We start from the raw sequence: 19,302 nt of genomic DNA on the forward strand, positions 1-19,302 counted from the left end.
TTTTTTTGTTTGCGCGCTCGTTTTCAAAGCGGATCACTAGATCATGGAAGCTTCATCCCTCTCCGCCGCCCATTTGCGAAGACTTGTACTGCTATGCATCGTTGCAAGTCTATTACCCGTGGGTGGATGCCGGATCTGTGCGGACTGCGAAGATTTGGCTTATCCGGCGTACGGTGGAGCATGGCAACGGACGCGTCGAGACGAAGGCCGCGTGGGCAGTTTGTTCGATCCAGCGGGCGCGAAAAACTCGCCATTGGTCAGTCGCGATATGCCCCTTGAGCCGGACGAAATTGAGCGGGCCAAGCGGAAGGACGACGATTTCGATTCGCCCGAAGACGATCGGTCACGAATGGAGGAAGCCGAAGAGGATTCCGATGACGCGGCCGACGCGGAACAAGAGCAAAGAGACGATTCGGAGTTTAGAGAGCGAGAACAGAAGCTTCGAGACTTGGATCTCGAAGACATCCGAGTCATTCCCGGTGAGCCTGAACCTCCGACGATGACTTAGAGGGGCCGCTACGTGTGCAGAGTTGAGGCGAAGCAGTCATTGTGTCGTTCGTTATCCGAATCGGCTAACGCCTAAACACCAACTCTACGATGCCTGTTTTTTCAATTCCGCTTGTCGCAGTGCTTCCACCAATTTGTGGATCTCTTCGACCGGCAACTCTTCGGTTCGGCTTGTTTGGCCATGTCCGAGCGAGGCCAAAATTTCATCGACTTCGGTTTTTTCGAGTCGGCCTTTCATTGCACTGATCACCACGCTACGCAGAAATTTGCGGCGGTGAAAGAACAAAGCTCGGACCGTTTCGTGAAAATACTTTAGGTCCGGGATTGCCGCTCTTTTCCAGGGTTCGGCGTCAAGACGAATGATCGCCGAATCGACTTTTGGACGCGGCCAGAACACCTTTGGCGAAAGGACTCGCACAATATTGGCTCGGCAGACCGATTGGATCCACACGCTTAGAGCACCGTAGTCCTTCGTCCCAGGTTCGGCCACCATTCGATCAGCAAGCTCCTTTTGAATCGTCACCACGATCACATCGGGCGATGGGGTTTCGTGAAGCAAATTGCTAATCAGTGGCGTGGCGATGTTGTAGGGCAAATTCGCGACCACGGCGAATCGCGATCCTTCGCCAATGCGGCCCATCGCATCGCGAATGTGATCCATCAAATCGTCGCGCAGCGAGTTTTTGTTACGCAGCGCATCGCCTTGCAGGAGTAGGACATTCGGTCGGCCTGCTAACTCTTCGCTCGCCATTTGGTGCAGGTTCGTATCGATCTCGACTGACAAGACCGCGCCCGCTGCGTCGGCTAGCTTTGCCGTCAGCGATCCGACCCCCGTCCCGACTTCCAAAACCACATCGGTCGGTTGAAGTTCAGCCGAGCGAGCGATCAGGTCGACAAGGTTCAGATCGATCAGAAAATTCTGGCCGAATCGGGTGACGGGGCGAAGTCCAGCTGCGGCAAGTCGCTTCGATAGATACGAGGCGGTTTGGCGCGACTGGTTTGGACGTGATTCGTTCGGACGAGATGAATTCAAGAGTTCGGATCGGTGTGAGTGGGTGCGGTGGGATGATCACCATCGCCGAGCATTTCGAGCGATCGTTGAACATATTTGGCGAGCACGTCGGTTTCGAGATTGACTTGGTCTCCCTTGGTCAACTTTCCAAGCGTGGTCATGTCGAGCGTGTGAGGAATCAATGCGACGCTGAACGAATCGGCATCCGCATCGACGATCGTCAAGCTGACTCCATCGACGGCGATGCTACCTTTGCTAGCGATTTGGCTCGTCAATCGCTTTGGAACTTCAAAGGTCAACGTCGCCCACGGCGGGTCGTCGCGTCGATCTCGCAAAATTCCTTGGCCATCAATGTGGCCTGTGACATAATGCCCTCCCAGTCGATCGCCGATCGCCAAAGATCGTTCGAGATTCACGCCGCTATCGGCCGAGAGTTTCCCCAAATTGGTCCGCGAGAGCGTTTCTTCGCCTGCTTCAAATTCCAGCATCGTGCCGTTGGCCGCGACAACGGTGAGGCAACAGCCGTTAATCGCAACACTGTCACCAACTTTTACACCTTCGGCGACAATGCCTGCATCGATGGCAAATCGCTTGCCTGGGGGTTCGTTTCGTAATTCGGCTAGGCGGCCCATCGCTTCGACGAGTCCAGTAAACATGGCTTTGGCACAACAAAATAGAGAAATTTGGGGTCCATCACTCAAACGATAGACAGGAAAACGGCGGCGGCAACCATTGACGGGTAGGCACGCACAGTCGCATTGGACAAAATGCCGACGGTTTGCACAACGCAGTCGGCCCAAAAACCGTGCGTGATTCCCTTACACGAACCCAATACACTAACCGCTTATCCACTACGAGGCCCACAAATGACTTTAATTGAAGCAATTCACGCCCGCCAAATTCTTGACAGCCGCGGCAACCCCACCGTTGAATGCGAAGTGCTGCTCAGCGACGGAGCTCACGGTCGGGCCGCAGTGCCCAGTGGTGCGAGCACCGGCGTTCACGAAGCTTGGGAACTTCGCGATGGTGATAAGTCCAAGTTCTTGGGCAAAGGCGTCCAAGGTGCCGTCGACAACGTCAACAACAAAATCGCCGACGCATTGTGCGGCATGGACGCGACCGACCAAGCCGCCGTTGACGCTGCGATGCTTGAACTTGATGGCTCGTCCAACAAAAAGAATCTCGGTGCCAACGCGATCCTAGGCGTTTCACTCGCGACCGCTCACGCCGCAGCCGCTTCGACGGGCCAACCTCTGTATCGCTACCTCGGTGGCGTCGGTGCTCGTTTGCTTCCCGCGCCAATGATGAACATCATCAATGGTGGTGAGCACGCTGACAACGATGTCGACGTTCAAGAATTCATGGTCATGCCTTTGGGTGTTGAAAGCTTCAGCGATGCACTTCGTTGCGGTGCCGAAATCTTCCACAACCTCAAGAAAGTCCTTTCGGACAAAGGCTACAGCACCGCAGTAGGTGATGAAGGCGGTTTCGCACCCGACCTGAAGAGCAACCAAGAAGCTCTCGAAGTGATCATGACTGCAATCGATAAAGCTGGTTACAAGGCTGGCGAACAAGTTTGGATCGCATTGGACCCAGCGTCGACCGAGTTCTACGACTCGAAGACCAAGACGTACAAGATCGACGGCAAAGACCTCAGTGGCGACGAAATGGTTGACTTCTGGGCGGATTGGTGCAGCAAGTACCCGATCTGCAGCATCGAAGACGGTTGTGCCGAAGACGATTGGGAAACTTGGAAGAAGATGACGGACAAGCTCGGCGACAAGGTTCAACTCGTCGGCGACGATTTGTTCGTTACCAACGTCGAACGCTTGCAACGCGGTATCGATGAAGGAATCGGCAACAGTATTCTGATCAAGGTTAACCAAATCGGAACATTGACCGAAACGATCGACTCGATCCAATTGGCCAACCGAAACGGCTACACTGCCGTCACCAGCCACCGCAGTGGTGAAACCGAAGATTCGACCATCGCCGACTTGGCCGTTGCACTGTCGACCGGACAAATCAAGACAGGTTCGGCAAGCCGCAGCGACCGGATGGCCAAGTACAATCAACTGCTCCGCATCGAAGAAATGCTCGGTGACGCAGCACTCTACGGCGGACCTGTTTTGGCCAAGAAGCTTCTCGCCAAGAGCTAGAACCGTTTAACAATCACTTGCGTCAAACGCCGTGAAAGTTTGTGTTTAATAAAACCATACGTGTCACTTTGATGCGTATGGTTTTTTATTTCTGATTGAGGGACCTTCATTACGATGACCATGCTCGCCGAACAACCGCTCGTCGTGTCGCTTATTCTGGGACTACTTGGCGTTCTGTTGCTTTATGGATGGCTTCAAACCGGAAAGAAACCGCCGGCGATTGTTGGTTTGGTTTTCTTGCTGTTGATCCCCTTTGCTTGGGTCATCGCCTCCCATGTGGTAACCGATCGAGAACGCATCGAAGAACTCATCTACGAAGTTGCAACGGCCGTGGAAGCAGAGGACTACGAGAAAGTTTATGCATTCATCGGAGACCCCGAGGCTCTGCGGCGAGCGAGAGTGGAATTGCCGATCTATGATTTCGATATGGCCAAGGTTAATTCGATCCGCCGGATCACTTTGGTGCCTAGTAGCGACCCGCTCGAGGCCGACGTTGATATGACAGTCAAAGTGGATGTCAGCATGACATCTGGTGCTATGCGACATATGCGAGGGCCCCGTCGAATCATTCTAAAACTGCAAAAGACGGGGCAAGATGAATGGAAAGTGATCCAGTACCAACACCTCCCCATCGCTGGTGGACCAGATCAATTCAGTAATATCACGCCGTAATCAGCCGGGGTTGGGTGAAAGTATGGCGGTTTTCTGTTTTGACGGTAAACTGAACTCTGGCATTACCCACAATCCTCCACTACTTGACCGACCCCAAATTGAACGACGATGTTTACGACCTGATTGCTGCTTGTGCGTTTGGACTTGAGGCGATCGTTCGCCGTGAGCTTCAGTCGCTGGGGATCGAAGCCACCATTGGCGAATCGGGCCGCGTGCATTTTCGTGGCGATCTCGAAACGATTTGCAAAGCGAATCTATGGCTGCGAACGGCTGATCGCGTGCTCCTTCGCATTGCCGAATTCAATGCAGCCGATTTTGACGCTCTGTTTGAAACAACCCGCGACATCCATTGGGGCGAGCTGATCCCGGTCGATGCCAGCTTTCCCGTTACAGGCCGATCCGTCAAGTCGACGCTTTCGAGCGTGCCAGCGTGCCAACGTACGGTCAAACGCGCGATCGTCGATGCAATGCGCCGCGATCACAATGCCGTAACGCTTCCCGAAACCGGCGCGGAATTCAAGGTCGATGTCGCGCTGCTAAAAGACACTGCCACGATCACGATTGATACCACTGGGCGCAGTCTGCATCGCCGAGGTTATCGTACCCATATCTCCAAAGCACCACTCAAGGAAACTCTTGCTGCTGCCCTCGTGATGCTGAGCTACTGGAAAGGAGGTCGGCCGATGATCGACCCATTTTGCGGTAGCGGCACGATTCCCATCGAAGCGGCTCGGATTGGTCGCAATATGGCGCCGGGGTTGATTCGAGAATTCGCATGCGAGGCTTGGCCCGATTTCCCGGCGGACCTGTGGCAAACCGTCCGATCGGAAGCTGAATCGGCGATCCTTCCGCCGCTAGAAGAACGAATCATTGGCAGCGATATTGATGAACGAGTTTTGCGATCAGCACGCGAAAACGCCGAGCGAGCCGGCGTCGCCGGTGATATTCATTTCCACGCACAACCGATGGATGAACTCACGAGCAAACGGCGTTTCGGTTGCTTGATTACGAATCCGCCCTATGGGCTGAGGATTGGCAGCGAAAGCTATCGCGAAAAACGTGAACTGGATGCGCTGTACGAATCGATTCCTCACGTCCTTCGCAAATTGCCGACGTGGTCGCACTACTTTCTGACCGCATACCCCCGGTTCGAGCAAGTCGTTGGTCGCAAGGCAGATCGGCGTCGCAAACTCTACAATGGCCGAATCGAATGCACTTACTACCAATTCCACGGCCCAAAGCCAGTGGTGAACCAAACGGTCGCTGAAGAATCCGCAACCGCAACCGCAACCGCAACCGAAGTCGATAGCGATGAAAGTGCCGTCCCAAATCCAACACCAAAACCAGTCGCCAAGGCTTACGTTCATGCGTCGGGTGCGCCCGCGTTTGGGCACTTGTCGGAAAAAGGGCTCGAGCAAGCCGAGTTATTTGCAACCCGACTTCGCAAACGAGCAAAGCATTTACGGCGTTGGCCGACCAAACGCGGTATCACTTGTTTTCGGTTGTACGAACGCGATATCCCTGAAATACCGCTGATCGTTGACCGGTATGAAGATTATTTGCACATCACCGAGTACGAACGCCCGCACGACCGCGATCCCGCGCAGCATGCAAATTGGCTTGACTTGATGGCGGAGACTGCGGGTAAGACGCTTGAAATTGCGAAACAAAACGTCTACTTCAAACGTCGCGGCCGCCAACGCGGAAAGACCCAGCACCAGAAAATTGGCGAAACGAACCAAACGATCGAAGTCAACGAAGGTGGCTTGAAGTTCTTGGTGAACTTGTCCGATTACGTCGACACCGGATTGTTTTTGGATCACCGCATCGCACGGCAAATGGTTCGCGACCTCTCGCAAGGGAAACACTTTTTGAACCTGTTCGCCTACACCGGTGCGTTCTCGGTGTACGCGGCGGCGGGCGGTGCAAAGAGTACGCTCAGCGTCGATTTGTCAAAGTCGTATCTCGATTGGGCGTGGCAAAACATGCGGCTCAACGGCTTTTCCGGAAATGAGCATCGCTTTGTCGCCGAAGATGTTGTGACATTTGTGCGAGAACATCCAGCGGGTGAGAAGTATGATCTAGTCGTCTTTGACCCGCCAACATTTTCCAATAGCAAGCGAACCGAGCATGATTGGGATGTCCAAAACGATGCTGTGCCGCTGTTGAACGATTTACTACCATTGGTCCGCAAAGGAGGCGTGATTTATTTTTCGAATAATTTCCGCCGCTTCAAGTTCGATCCCGAGTCGCTTCCGGTGAGTGAGGTCCATGAGATTTCCAGCCAAACGGTGCCTGAGGATTTTCGCAACCGGCGAATTCATCGTTGTTGGCGGATCGTGCGATAGGGTCTTTTTTCATCACCCGTGTAGCTTGGTCGCGCAAACCTTAAAACCGTCAAGCTCCTGCGATTGATGGAATCCCTTCGTAAATTTGTCTCACTTTACGCACGACATCGATTGGGGGACGAGGGCAAGAACGTGAGCCCTAAGTTGGTGGCGTAGGACGTCGATCGATTCACATTGCGCGACGATTGATTGTGAGGGGCTCGTTTTTGTTACGACTATCGGGAACTGGCAAGGATGCTGGACTTTTCTGCTTTAGACGCTTTTTCGCGTCGCGATATCTTCAAAGGTGCTGTCGCAGCAGGCTTGATCCCGTTTGGTCCGGATGGGACCGATACGCGCTTGCCTGATGATCCGCTTGCGAAGGTCCGCGAGAAACGCTTTCCGACACTGGTGGCAATCATCCGTGCACAAATCGATTCCCTGTGGTGCGGCCATCAAGGCGACGACGCCTGCCAAGTTGCACGTGAAGTCTTGATCGATACCGATCATTTGCCAACGCGTCTTTAACAAGGAATCAACGCCGCATTTGTGTGGCTGAATGTTTACAACCTCAAACACTGCGGTCATCAACTCCATAAACTCTCGCCCGCAAAGCTACCTGAAGTGCTAAACCATGGCGGGACCGCTTGCGTCAAAGGTGGCCCGCCTCGATTGAATGGACCGAAAATCATTTGCTGCATACTGCCATTAGCGGCATCACGATGCTTGGTCGATTAGTAATCCATTCGCGACAACCCGCCCGCCAATTGATCGGTGGTGGTTGGTCAAAACAATGTGAGAACGCCGATTATCTTGTCTCGGTTGCAGCGCCGCCACAAGCCGATTTGTCCGCGCACGATGACGTCTGTCTTATCGGCAGCGGTGCGGGCGGTTCGACGGTTGCCAACCGAGCCACCGCAGCGGGGCTTCGTGTTCTGATTCTTGACATTGGCGATTTTGTGAGCCCCGATGCATTGATCCAAAGGCTACCTCAACCCGATGGCTCGGTAAAACTTGCTCCGCCTCGCAGCGATCAAGTTTTTTACAAACTCTACAAAGACGGGCTCTACAAAGACGGGGCAGGGCAGATTGCAGGTGGTTTAGGAAAAATAAAATCGAAGTTGCAGCTTGCGATTCCCGCGATGCGCAAAAAATCTCGCCGAAGCAGACCGTGATTGTATGCCAAGCAAAGGTCTTTGGTGGTGGTCCGTATGTGAACAACGCGATCCATTTGCCTATTCTTGAATCGGTCTATGAATCGTGGCAAGAATATCAACCCACAGGCGTTTCCTACGCTGAGTTTCTTGATGCAAGCGATGGATAATCCGGTCCCTGCGGAAGGGGCCTACCGAACCGCAGCACGGCGACTCAGGATTGCTGGCGATGAAACGGGCACGTTGCGAGTTCACGGAGTGGACGTTTGCCGCAAAGAGGAAGGGGGATGCCACACTCATTCGACCATCACGGCGAATCAATTTGTTGTCGCTGCAGGGATTAGTGCAATGAACAAATTGCTTAGCCATAGCCTTCGCACTGTGGGATTGCGCAACCGACACATCGGCAGGCGATTGACGGCGAACATCGGTACCGCGTTTTATGCCATGTTCGACAAAACCATTTGGCCCTCTGGCAGCGGGCGACCTGAGCCGGGGGTGACGCAGTGCTTCTTGGTCGACCGACGCAACATGATGGAGAATGGCAAGATGGTCGAGGAACCGGCGCTCGAAAATTGGTTCCATTTCCCCGGTACCGTTGCGCCGCTTTGACAGGATGGTTCAAAGAGTTTGCTTGTGTGATGAACAAGTTCAATCACTTGTCGATGTCGGGCATTGTCGTTCCGACAAAAGTACGCTGTCGTAACTACGTCGACTCGTGTGGCGAATTTTCCTTGGAATTTGATTTTGAAGAATTCGAAATGTTACTTCGCGGCATGCGTCGAGTCGCGCGGATCTATTTTGCCGCCGCGAAACCGGATGACGGTGTGACGTTGTACTTTCCAACCAAATCGATCTTGATGCGCTGTGGCCGGCCCGCTCGGATTCGCACAATGGACGGTTTCGAATGGGCTCTCGCCGAAATCCGTCGCCGCGGTCCGGCGTTTGTCTATCTGTTGACGACGCATCCGCAACGGGGGACGCTAGGTGAAGCGGTTGATACGGAGACGTTTCAGTTGAAAACGGACTGTGGCGAGGCGGTCGAGAACTTGGCCGTCGCGGATGCATCGCTTTTTTCCGCCGGATGCGAGATTAACCCTCAGTTGACGCTTAAAGCACTGGCCACCTTTGCGGCAAGGCCGGTCATTGGGCGGGCGGAATAGACGCGTTATCCTCTTTTTGTGCTGGCACGTGTTCATTTTATGTTTTCGCGTGTCAAATATATGTTTTCGCGTGTCTAAACGTGTGATTCGACCGTTTTCCAGCCGTTGTGGTAAACTGAGTCCAACGAGGCTCTAATGGGCCATCGGCTCCTCTGATCTGTCCCCCACTGCGAATTTCCACCTTGATGGCTACACCATCTTCACTTGACCCAACACTTCGTGAATTGATTGATTCGCTGCGTCAGCGAATCCGTCGCTACGTGGTCGTCGATTCTGTTTTGGCGATCATTGCGGTGCTGTTAAGTGCATTTTGGATCGGGCTAGCACTCGATTACGGTCCCGTGCTGCTCGGCGGAACCGAAATGCCTCCATTGGCCCGATTGCTGCTTTTGTTAATTGTTGCGGGATTCGTCATTGCGATCGCGGTGCGACTTTTGATCGGCCGACTGCGGCGTCCGCTGCCAGATGACTCTTTGGCCTTGTTGGTTGAACGCCAACATCCGCAGCTTGGGGGGCGACTGGTCACCACCGTTCAGCTCAGCGAACCCGATCGTGAAGGCGATTCGCATTCACTAACGCTGCTCGACCGCGTTCACTGGGAAACGAATGAAGCCGTCAAGGAAGTTGACACGAATCGCATTTTTACATGGCGACCGATTCTGCGAAAAGCAATGTTGGTCGTGCCTTTGGCGGTGGCGGCATTGGCGTTCTTGGTGATAAGCCCTCAAGCGTTTGGACGAGCAGCGGGACGATTGACACTACTATCGAATGACCCTTGGCCTCGACGCGCCGAGCTTGAAATGGTCGGCGTCGAATTGCCGGTGATCTCGGCTTCCGAGGAAGATTCCTTGCCTCCCGAATTGATACTGTTTGAAAACAAACACATACGCTTGCCCAAAGGGAGCAGTGGAACGCTACGAATTCGAGCGAAAGCCGACGATGCCGAAGTGCCCGTGGTTTGTACGGTCTACTATCGCACGGACGATGGGACACGTGGCCAATCGAACATGCGGCGCATTGGCCGTGTGGTCAATGGGTATCAATCGTTTGTTCTTGACGGACCGCCGTTTTCGGGCCTGAGTGAATCGATGACGATTAGTGTGCGAGGGTTGGATGATCGATTGGATGAGTTTCGTATTGAATCGGTCATGCCACCCGCATTGACGAAGATGGACGTTGCCGTTCGCTATCCTGATTATCTCCGCAACGAAGGCTCCGGAGAATTCGACATGCAAACGGATTACCAAGCGGGATTGCGGTTGCGCGAAGGCAGCGATGTGGTTCTGATGGCGACCAGCAGTGTCCCGTTGGGGAATTCCGACGTGGTGCTTCGTGATGATTCCGGAGTCACCTCGCATATCGAGTTGATTTTCAACAAGGATCATCGGCAAAGCCAGATCACGATCAAGAATTTCAGTCGCTCCACCGCGATTCGGATTGTTCCACGCGACTGGGACGGTATTTCAGCCCAAGCTCCCTATCGTTATTATCTCGGTGTGATTGCTGACGAGGCACCCGAGTTACAATTGCGGCTGACGGGAATTGGAACCGCCGTCACACCCATTGCGAAGATTCCGCTCGAAGTCATCGCAAAAGATGACTATGGAATCGAATCGCTAGGTGTGACTGCCGCAGCGATGGTTGATCCCGAGGGCGAATCGGCAGCCGAGCCACTATCGGAAACTGCTTCTACGATGGTGGCATTGGAATGGGATCGCGAAGGAAACGCCGCTTCCGAGATTGACCTTCGCGATTTTTCCGCCCAGGGCCGGTTGCCAGAATTGAAGCCCGACGGAGTGATTAACGTGTTCGCCGAAGCAACCGACGCCTACGATCTAGGTCAATCCCATGTGACTCGAAGTGAGTTGTTTCGATTGCAAGTGGTAACGCCCGAGAAGTTGTTGGCGTTATTGGAACGCCGCGAATTGGGACTGCGAACGCGACTTGAGCAGACGATCGACGAGACTCGGAATTTGCGTGATACGCTTGATTTACTCCGCAGCCGAGGATTCGAAGAGCCGACAGCCGAGCCGGAGGAAGAGAGCGTGGAAACAACTGACGAACTGCGAGCCAAGCAGGTCCGATTGTTGCGGGTCCAGCAAACAGGGTTGCAGGCTAACAAAACAAGCGAAGAGTTGACGGGTATCGCGGCATCGCTCGACGATTTGTTGCAGGAAATGGTCAACAACCGAGTCGATTCGGCGGACCGCCGGGAACGGATTGGGACGGGAGTTCGAGATCCGCTAAGAAGTGTCGTCGCGGGACCGCTAGAGAAATTGAAAGACCAAATTCGAGGGATCGAGGCATCGCTTGATGAACCATCCGAAGCAACGCAAAAGACTGGCGATGCGGTGCAAACATCCGAACAGGTGCTGCTGCAATTGACGGCTGTTTTAGAGAAGATGCTTGACCTGGAAAGCTATAATGAAATTCTAGACATGGTTCGTCAATTGATCGATGACGAAAAATCGCTGCTCGAGGATACTAAGAAAGAGCAGAAGAAACGGGTCATGGATTTGTTCAAGTAGTCTTTTTTTCGGACAACGGTTATGAATGTGCTGCGGCATGTAGGCATGGCAACTGCGTTTGTCATCGCGATCTTGTTTACCACCGACTTAGCGTTTGCGCAAGAATCTAACTTGCCGCAGCGACAAACGGGTATCGCCGGCCGGTACGAGCGTCTGGAGGAATTGTTGCTGCGGATTGCCGAGATGGAAGCGACGGAAAACCCAGAACGCGCGGCGCTTTTGCGGCGGGCAGCGCGGCAGTCACGCGATCAATTTGTGCTAAATAAATTGCATACAGCATCCGATGCGCTTCGGAACCAGCGGTATCAAGAAGCAGTCGATAATCAAAAAAATGCAACCGAAGGCTTGGAAGGCTTGCTGCAACTGCTGATGAGCGAGGATCGATCCAAACGCATCCGTGATGAAAAGGAGCGAATTGCAAATCTGATCAAGGATCTTAAACGAGTCGAGCGCGCCGAGCGAAGTACTCGTGCACGGACTGAAAATGGGGCGGATTTAGAAGAGGTTCAGAAGGAGCAAAAATCGATCACCGAGCGAAGCGAAGCGTTGAAAGCCGAGCTTTCTGAAGAGCAAGACCCGAGTGAGAGCCAGGATCCGAGTGAGAGCCAGGATCCGAGTGAGAGCCAGGATCCGAGTGAAGAGCAAGAGTCGTCGGATCCATTGGACCAAAAACAGGATCCGTCCAAACAGCCATCCGAACAACCTCCGTCTGAGTCACAGCAGCCATGTGAGCAGCAGCCGTCCGAACAGCAGCCGTCCGAACAGCAGTCGTCCGAACAACAGCCATCTGAACAACAGCCGTCTGAACAACAGCCGTCTGAACAACAGCCGTCCGAACAACAGCCACAGCAACCACAATCCCCCCAGCAGCTTGCTGAGCAGCAATTGCAGAAAGCCATCGAAAAGATGGAGGAGGCGGAACAGGAGCTGAAACTCAGCAAACGTAAAGAGGCTACGCAGCGCCAACGCGAAGCGGAAGAGAATCTTCGCCAAGCGATTGATCGGTTGGAGCGGATCTTGCGCCAGCTCCGCGAGGAAGAAATGCAGCGGGAATTGGCTAAATTGGAAGCTCGTCTGCGAAAAATGGCGGCAATGCAGTCCAAAGTGCTCGACGACACTGTCTCGTTGGCGGCGAGCCCGAAATCGCAGCGAAACCGTCAAACCGACCTGAAAGCCGGGGATTTGGCATTTGAAGAGAAGAAAATTACTCTCGAGGCCGACCGGGCGATGCTATTATTGCGGGAAGAAGGTTCGAGTGTCGCGTTCCCAGAAGTGGTTTCTCAGATTCGTTTGGACACCACCCACGTTGCCCAGCGACTAGGGGAAACCAAGATCGACGCGGTCACTCAAGGGATCCAAAAGGACATTTTGGCGGCTTTAGAGGAGATGATCGCGGCTTTGCAGAAAGCTCAGCGTGATTTGGAGAAGAAAAAACAGCAGCAACAAGGCCAGGGCCAACAGCAAGGCCAGGGGGAACAACCCCTTGTTGAAGCGTTGGCGGAATTGAAGCTTCTCCGTACGATGGAAACGCGGGTGAAATCGACGACCTCGCGCTATTCTGAACTTATCGAATCAGGCGAATCGTCGATTGCCGAGACTTTGCCGTTACTTCAAGACTTGTCAGATCGGCAAAATCGTCTGTACCAGATCACTCGAGATTTGGTACTAAAACGAAACCAATAACCAAACGAGCATGCCTGTGGCTATTTCGAACGCATCTCGATCGAACGATTTGCCCCCCCAAAGGGTCTCTGCGCAGTCTTCAAGCATCGCAGCCACTCGCTCTCAATCGAGCCAAAAACGCCAAATCCTGATTGCGGTTCTTGTGTGGTTTGCTATGGCAATCGTGGCGGTTTCGGTTGCATTCGGTGATGATGTGCTCGAGCGGCGTTCGAGTTGGCAAGCGTACGATGTTGATCAAATGTCACAAATGCTTCGTTCGTCGCTGGACGAAATCGGCATCTTGCCAGCCCGGATGGACCAAGCATCCGAAGCATTTGTTGCTGCGATTGAAAAACGAGACATGGATCCGCTTGATGCTTTTATCGCCAGCATCCGTCCAATCGTTCCTTCGGTCGACGCACTAATCAATTCAACCGAGATGAGTTTGCCCCAGGCGGGCGCAAGTATCGATCCTAGCTCACCGACCTATGGTGAGATTGAATCGTTGTCCAAAACGTTGCGAATGAGTGTCCGAACGTGGCTTGGTAGAGAGTTGGTGCGAAATCGCTTGTACGATGAAGCCTTGCCAGTGATCGCCGAAGTCGATCCAACCGAATCGATCGATCCGGCTGCCGTGTTGTTCTATCGAGGCGCGTGTTATCACTCGCTATTGATGAAGAGCGAAGCACTAGCGGATTTGCGTCGGTTGCTCGAGAACCAAGAGGATGCGCCCATTCGGTTTACCCGCACGGCACAGATGATGGTTTCCGACATCAAGCCGCTCAAAGAAGACTCGTTGGATGAAATTTCTCGGTTGATGACAGATGTCACTCGGCGATTGGATCTCGGACGTACCGATGACGAGGTCAAGAAGCGAGAGCAAAAAATCATCGATAAGTTGACCAAGTTGATCGACAAGATCGAAGAACAGCAGCAACAGCAACAGCAGCAACAACAATCCGCAGGTGGTCAAGGCAAGCAAGGCCAACAACAAGGTCCGCCGATGAGCGACAGCCGCATCGCGGGCGCGAGTGGCAATGGTGATGTCGATACAAAGAAGCCAGGCGACCGTGATGGTTGGGGGAATTTGCCACCCGCAGAACGACAGGAAGCATTGCAGCAAATTAGCCGCGATTTGCCAACGCACTACCGCGAAGCGATCGAGGCGTACTTCCGCAAACTGGCGACCGAAGGAAAATAGCGACTATAGATCGTCTTCAGCATCAGTATCTGTGTTGGGGTCGGGGTTGTTGCGATTGCTCGGTTTTAACCTCGCGACGGCCCTGCGAACCTTTCGTTCGCGTTTCTTGAGCTTGGCGACACGCTCGCGAAGCTTCTCTTCACGTACCCGCAGCGATTCCTTGGCGGACTCGATTTCTTGTTCGCGTCGATCTTGTTCACGGCGGTGAAACGTCGATTGGACTTTTGGTTCCGCTTTGAGTTGGGGGGTGGGAGCGTCGGTATCGCGAGTGGTTCGCACCAACCATTTCGGTTCGATGAAGACCATATTTGCAACGATCATCATCATCCCAAAGGTGATCATCCCCAAGCACACTGCAATTCCGCCGTGCACTGCAAAAGCCATTCCTAGGATGATGGGGCGACTTAGTTTTGGCCAAACAAGACCGGCGTAAAATACTTCCCAAAAGAGCGTGATGTGTGTGATTGCCGAAAAAATCCGCGGGTAGCTACCAAGCCACGTCATGTCCATTGATTGGTATTCGAAGTTTGCAGCGGCAAACCAAGTGGCCGTTCCATCCCACCATAACTCGCCACGCGCTTTCGCCAAACCACCGAACAAGTAAATCACGCAAAGGTGAACTTGAAGAAGCCGGCTGCCAAGATTCGCAGCGACGGTTGGCCGGATTTCTGGAAGTAGCCAGTCAAGTTTGCGGTTGGTCAAACATTGATTGGCGAACGTTCGACGTAGCCATGCATCGATGCTGAGGCAACTGCCGCATGGTGTCAGCATCAAATACATCGCCATGTAAGTGATGATTTGGTCTAGTCCAAACAGGCTGCCCGTCAATCGATGAAGGTACATCAGTTGCAGAAACCATGCTGCAGGTGCGGTGATTCGCGTCAACAATCCAGCAGCAAACGCGCCGGTAATCAGGATGGTCAGGGCGTGATGGACCCATAGCAGCAGCGGGTTGCTAATGTGCCAAAGGTAGCTTTGACCCATGTCGCTACTGCCGAATGCGCCATCATGAAGTTGAGCTGCGGTCGTATTATTAATCCAGGCATGATCGCCAAGAAAACTGGTTAACTCCGTCGCCAAAACGAGGTGCGAATAGAGAAGCATCAGGCCAGTTGCAATGCGAAGCACCGCGAGTACGTGTGGGTAGCGTGGTGAGAACCAAAAGCGATCCCAGGCCGAAACGAATTCTTTGAACCAACGCTTTGTCACTGCAAAGAGAGAACCTGTCATTGAACTGGATCTCCCGGCTGTGTCTCCGCTTGGCTGCTTTGATCCGCCTCGATATTCTGATCCGCTTGGTTGCTGTTGTCCGGTTCGGTATGTCGCGGTGCGGGAATCGCTTCGGGTAATGTGGCGGCCGATTCGGTCACGTCACCTGGGATTAGCGATTGATCGCGGAGCACGCGATAAAGCCGTGGATCATCTAACTCGATTGGGTTGTTCGCCATTTCAATAAATCCGGGTAAGACATGCTCAAGCCGGCGAATGACCACTCGGTTTCCTGGATTTTCATGGGCCAAGTGGTCGACGATCGATTGGCGGACGAACTCGTACCGCGCACGTCCTTGCTCCCAACGGTGCGCCGCGATTGGATCAATTCTTGCCAATTCAGGTGGTGGACCGGGCGGCTCGTAAATCTCATGGAGGAATTCGGATAACATGAAATGACGGTGATACAGTAGGCGGGGCCACTGGTCGTCGAGACTTGGAATCATACGCTCGGTCATGTTGCCAACGTCGTCGCTGATGGCGGCTTGGATCAAATGGGAGGGGCCGGGATCAGGAGCGAAGAAGGCGTAGCCTCGATCGAGATACAAAAATTGGGAGTAATCGCGAACGGGTGTGATTAACGCTTCCACCGACGGGGAACTGCCTAGCGGGCCGCGCGTTTGAAACGCCAGCGGCGGAACGATGACTGCCAGGAGATGAAAAATCAACCCAACAGTGATCACCCAGCGTAGATACGGTTTCTTGCCAAAGTTGGTAGTCATGAAATTGCTAGGAAGCGAAGGTGAAGCACGCCAATCGATACTAAGTTAGCTCGGTGGTTGACGATGTATAGTCATGGAGTATGGATGGACAACAAAAAAGCCGCGTCCTTCGAAAAGGACACGGCTAATCCATTTTTGCCTCGATAACGCTTCGCCGAAGTCTTCGACTATCGTTGTGCGAACGAGCTTTCTTCAAATTCAAATGTCAATTCCGTATTGCTGCCGGCGGCAACATTGACGGTTCTTTCCTTGCTGACAGCTTGGCCGTTGACAACGGCGGTTACACGAATCGTGTAATCGGTCCATTGTTCGCCAACCTTTAATTGAGTCGTTCGGAACGTTCGAATACTACCTTGGCCCTTGGTCGGGTTGCCCGCCAAAGTGACTTCAGCACCCTTGGGTACGTGTAGCTTAACGACCGTCACAACATCGCTCGTTTCCGGTTGGTTGTCAGATGTCTTTGGCTGTTCTTCGGTTTGCTGGGGTGTTTCGAACACGACTTGTTCGACATCGCCGGGGCGTAACTTGATCGATTTGGATTCGGACTTATTTTCACCATTGAAGTCGTAGTCGACGTTCACCACGTAAGTGTAAACGTAGCCTTCCTGCAATCCGCGTGACATGAATTGCCGAACATTGCCATCACTGGTTGTCGCGTGCCCGTTCACTGTGACGACGGCATGTTCAGGGACAGCCACCGTCAGTAATGCTGCGTCCACATCCAATTTTGGCTTGGCGGATTCATAGCGATTTGAGTTGTCGATTGTCTCGCCTTCGATCGATGCACTGTCGTTGAAAACAGGATCGGCGATCACACTTGGTCCACTATCTTGAATTACACCCGAATCGTAGCCGCCGTCGATAATGGTGTCTCCCATTGGAACGGAGTCCAACGGCGCCGAGTAAGGTTGATAAGAGGATTCGATGATCGGCGATTCATAGCCAGTGTCGAGACCGTAAGACTGAGATTCATACGACATCGGATACGAATCAACCGTGGGAACCACGTACGAGTTGAAGCTCATTCCACTGCCACCGCTACTGCCATAGCTCGAGTAGCTTGCGTTACTAACGTTGCCGCCGCTGCACCCGCCGCTGTTGTAGCTGGCGTAGCTGACACCGCCGCGTGAGCCGCCCGATGAGCCACTACTGCGATGGCGAGCGGCACGACGAGAACGGATGGCAGCGAATAGACGTCGTAGCGGGCCGACGCGACCGCCGGATGAACCGCTGCTATAGGCTGTGTAGCCGCCCGATGATCCGCCACCAGTGCACGAGTAACTAACGGATGAGCCGTAGCTTCCTCCGTAGGACCCGCCTGCAAAAACCGGGTCAGGCACGCTTGCGAAGAGGATGATTGCTGAGGCAATCGTCAAAAACTTGAAGTACTTGGTCACTGTTGAATAACCCTCCGTCAGAAAACAAACGAGTACGACGAGAGCGGTTTGCCCACCCATTAAGGGTTAGCCCCCCGCCGATGGTAGAATAACGATTGCTAGGCGAGAAGCAAGGAGTCTGGGTAGAATTTGCGTGATGGGAGCTTGAGGGGCTCTGCGGCGAGATTGAGGGTTTGGCGAGGGGCGTCTTCGCGGCCCTAAATGTAGAACATCGTTGCTTCGCCGTGGTGGCATCGTTCGACCATATCGCTCAGCCGTAGACCGCTGAGGACAGCCCGTGATGCTTCGTTTGCCTCGTCCCAGGCATGTTGAAGGGCAATAGCCGACTTGGTGGGCGTTTCCGACAAATGGCTATTTCGATCCTGGCATCCCATCGCTTCGGCAATATCTAGCAACGTAATTTGCGAAGGATCTACCGATAAACGATAGCCTCCATGACTACCTCGGACGCTCTGAACCCATCCGGCGGCACGAAGAGGCCGAAGGATTTGGACCAAGAAGGGCCCCGGAATATTGTGTTTGTCCGTGATCTCGCGAACAGCCACCGGTGTCGTGTCGTCGGCGCGCATCGCCAGCTCAAACAACGCCAAGCAAGCGTAGTGAACTCGCGCCGAGATCATCATCAAGTTCTCCCAAAGGTTGGGTTTACGAAGAATGCAGTCCACATTCGGTTTTTTGGAAGCCTGACCAACGACCGGCTCGTTCGTCCTCGCCTGCCCCGACAGCTCGCGTACAGGGTTGGCATCCCACGCTGGGGTAGCCCTGATCATGTAGCGGGTTGTAGGGAATGTTCTCTTTCGTGATCAGCGTCCAAACTTGGGCTTTCGACCAATTGGCCAACGGGCTGACCTTCACGAGTTGGAATTTCTTGTCCCAACCGATGATCGGCGCTTTGGCACGATCAGGGCTCTGGTCACGCCGAATCGCACTGGCCCAAGCGTGCCATCCCTTTGCAGCCTTATGCAAAACGCTCAATTTGCGGTCAAAACAGCAACGATTCGGGTCGGTTTTGTAAACGGGTCCACCGTTGGCCGCTTCGTATTCGGCGACCGTCGTTTCGGGTAATTTGTACTCCACTTCGATTCCATAGCGTTTCTTGATCGTTTCTCTCAGATCAAGTGTCTCCTGAAACTGATATCCCGTATCGAGATTGAAAATCGGAGTTTCCGGCGCCATTTCGGCCAGCATGTGAATGATCGTCATCCCTTCGGGGCCGAATGCCGTTGCCATCGTGAATCGTGGAGCAAATCGGTCGATCGCCCAGCGAAGGATTTCTTGTGGCGTGGCAGTTTCAAGCTTCTCGCTCTCTTGCTTGATTTCCTCCAGCAGTTCCTCGGTGGGGACAAGCGGCGGATCGGCCGCTAATGCACCCCGGGGTTCGTTCGCGTCGATCGAAAACAGCGGTAACGGGCTGGAGGGACTTGGTTGGCTCATAGCAAAAATTTGGCTCATTTCGGGTTCGACTCGTACCAGGATCGAATCGTGTGCGAACAAGACGGGCAAGGAATCATACAAACATGATCTACTTA

The 19,302-nt window shown here is 53.6% G+C and carries 19 protein-coding genes; 12 read left to right on the plus strand and 7 right to left on the minus strand.

All coding sequences use genetic code 11. The features are described 5' to 3' along the window. Nucleotides 1–43: 43 nt before the first annotated feature. Complete coding sequence (locus CA13_RS20145; protein ID WP_146399668.1) at nucleotides 44–508, plus strand: hypothetical protein; 465 nt, start codon at nucleotides 44–46, stop codon at nucleotides 506–508. Between the two features lie 84 nt (nucleotides 509–592). Here the strand turns inward: CA13_RS20145 and rsmA are convergent, their stop codons facing one another. Both rsmA and CA13_RS20155 read right to left on the minus strand, forming a co-directional pair. Then, nucleotides 593–1,540 carry a 16S rRNA (adenine(1518)-N(6)/adenine(1519)-N(6))-dimethyltransferase RsmA gene (rsmA, locus tag CA13_RS20150; RefSeq protein WP_146399670.1) on the minus strand — a complete coding sequence of 316 codons (948 nt, stop codon included), beginning with the start codon at nucleotides 1,538–1,540 and terminating at the stop codon, nucleotides 593–595. Further along, a complete protein-coding gene (locus tag CA13_RS20155) occupies nucleotides 1,537–2,175 on the minus strand; it encodes a riboflavin synthase (RefSeq protein WP_146399672.1) in 639 nt (212 codons plus the stop codon). The genes rsmA and CA13_RS20155 overlap by 4 nt, the downstream gene beginning before the upstream one ends. 210 nt (nucleotides 2,176–2,385) lie before the next feature. On the opposite strand from CA13_RS20155, the gene eno reads away from it, so the two are divergent. The 11 genes from eno to CA13_RS20205 all read left to right on the plus strand — a co-directional run bounded on the left by eno (nucleotide 2,386) and on the right by CA13_RS20205 (nucleotide 14,385). Further along, complete coding sequence (eno, locus tag CA13_RS20160; protein WP_146399674.1) at nucleotides 2,386–3,678, plus strand: phosphopyruvate hydratase; 1,293 nt, start codon at nucleotides 2,386–2,388, stop codon at nucleotides 3,676–3,678. Between the two features lie 114 nt (nucleotides 3,679–3,792). Continuing rightward, nucleotides 3,793–4,350 (plus strand): hypothetical protein, encoded by a 558-nt coding sequence (locus tag CA13_RS20165; protein WP_146399676.1) that lies wholly within the window; start codon nucleotides 3,793–3,795, stop codon nucleotides 4,348–4,350. An 83-nt stretch (nucleotides 4,351–4,433) separates the two neighbouring features. Continuing rightward, nucleotides 4,434–6,698 carry a bifunctional 23S rRNA (guanine(2069)-N(7))-methyltransferase RlmK/23S rRNA (guanine(2445)-N(2))-methyltransferase RlmL gene (rlmKL, locus tag CA13_RS20170; protein ID WP_419194613.1) on the plus strand — a complete coding sequence of 755 codons (2,265 nt, stop codon included), beginning with the start codon at nucleotides 4,434–4,436 and terminating at the stop codon, nucleotides 6,696–6,698. A gap of 234 nt (nucleotides 6,699–6,932) precedes the next feature. Then, entirely contained in the window at nucleotides 6,933–7,205 is a 273-nt protein-coding gene (locus CA13_RS20175) for a hypothetical protein (RefSeq protein ID WP_146399680.1), read from the plus strand. A gap of 119 nt (nucleotides 7,206–7,324) precedes the next feature. Further along, on the plus strand, nucleotides 7,325–7,852 hold the full coding sequence (locus tag CA13_RS35440) for a hypothetical protein (protein ID WP_419194614.1): 528 nt from the start codon (nucleotides 7,325–7,327) through the stop codon (nucleotides 7,850–7,852). Then, nucleotides 7,849–8,001, plus strand: coding sequence for a hypothetical protein (locus tag CA13_RS35445; protein ID WP_419194615.1), 153 nt, complete (start codon nucleotides 7,849–7,851; stop codon nucleotides 7,999–8,001). Before CA13_RS35440 ends, CA13_RS35445 begins: the two co-directional genes overlap by 4 nt. Continuing rightward, a complete protein-coding gene (locus CA13_RS20185; protein WP_146399684.1) occupies nucleotides 7,985–8,443 on the plus strand; it encodes a hypothetical protein in 459 nt (152 codons plus the stop codon). The genes CA13_RS35445 and CA13_RS20185 overlap by 17 nt, the downstream gene beginning before the upstream one ends. A gap of 29 nt (nucleotides 8,444–8,472) precedes the next feature. Continuing rightward, on the plus strand, nucleotides 8,473–8,994 hold the full coding sequence (locus CA13_RS20190) for a hypothetical protein (protein WP_146399686.1): 522 nt from the start codon (nucleotides 8,473–8,475) through the stop codon (nucleotides 8,992–8,994). Nucleotides 8,995–9,179: 185 nt separating this feature from the next. Next, nucleotides 9,180–11,522, plus strand: coding sequence for a polyketide synthase (locus CA13_RS20195; RefSeq protein ID WP_146399688.1), 2,343 nt, complete (start codon nucleotides 9,180–9,182; stop codon nucleotides 11,520–11,522). 21 nt (nucleotides 11,523–11,543) lie between these two features. Beyond that, nucleotides 11,544–13,205: a coiled-coil domain-containing protein gene (locus CA13_RS20200; RefSeq protein WP_419194616.1), complete on the plus strand. Its 1,662-nt coding sequence runs from the start codon at nucleotides 11,544–11,546 to the stop codon at nucleotides 13,203–13,205. A 154-nt stretch (nucleotides 13,206–13,359) separates the two neighbouring features. Continuing rightward, nucleotides 13,360–14,385, plus strand: a complete 1,026-nt coding sequence (locus CA13_RS20205; RefSeq protein WP_419194617.1) for a hypothetical protein — start codon at nucleotides 13,360–13,362, stop codon at nucleotides 14,383–14,385. 3 nt (nucleotides 14,386–14,388) lie between these two features. On the opposite strand, the gene CA13_RS20210 is transcribed toward CA13_RS20205, so the two are convergent. From CA13_RS20210 to CA13_RS20230, 5 genes are all read right to left on the minus strand, one after another. Then, complete coding sequence (locus CA13_RS20210) at nucleotides 14,389–15,615, minus strand: HTTM domain-containing protein (RefSeq protein WP_146399690.1); 1,227 nt, start codon at nucleotides 15,613–15,615, stop codon at nucleotides 14,389–14,391. Beyond that, nucleotides 15,612–16,376 (minus strand): hypothetical protein, encoded by a 765-nt coding sequence (locus CA13_RS20215; protein WP_146399693.1) that lies wholly within the window; start codon nucleotides 16,374–16,376, stop codon nucleotides 15,612–15,614. The genes CA13_RS20210 and CA13_RS20215 overlap by 4 nt, the downstream gene beginning before the upstream one ends. A 167-nt stretch (nucleotides 16,377–16,543) precedes the next feature. Next, nucleotides 16,544–17,773, minus strand: a complete 1,230-nt coding sequence (locus CA13_RS20220; RefSeq protein WP_146399695.1) for a TIGR03000 domain-containing protein — start codon at nucleotides 17,771–17,773, stop codon at nucleotides 16,544–16,546. A gap of 197 nt (nucleotides 17,774–17,970) precedes the next feature. Further along, on the minus strand, nucleotides 17,971–18,396 hold the full coding sequence (locus CA13_RS20225) for an RrF2 family transcriptional regulator (RefSeq protein WP_146399696.1): 426 nt from the start codon (nucleotides 18,394–18,396) through the stop codon (nucleotides 17,971–17,973). 22 nt (nucleotides 18,397–18,418) lie between these two features. Next, nucleotides 18,419–19,207 (minus strand): phosphoadenylyl-sulfate reductase, encoded by a 789-nt coding sequence (locus CA13_RS20230; RefSeq protein WP_146399697.1) that lies wholly within the window; start codon nucleotides 19,205–19,207, stop codon nucleotides 18,419–18,421. Nucleotides 19,208–19,302: the final 95 nt, after the last annotated feature.

The organism is Novipirellula herctigrandis (assembly GCA_007859835.1).
In the GTDB taxonomy this organism is placed as follows: domain Bacteria; phylum Planctomycetota; class Planctomycetia; order Pirellulales; family Pirellulaceae; genus Novipirellula_A; species Novipirellula_A herctigrandis.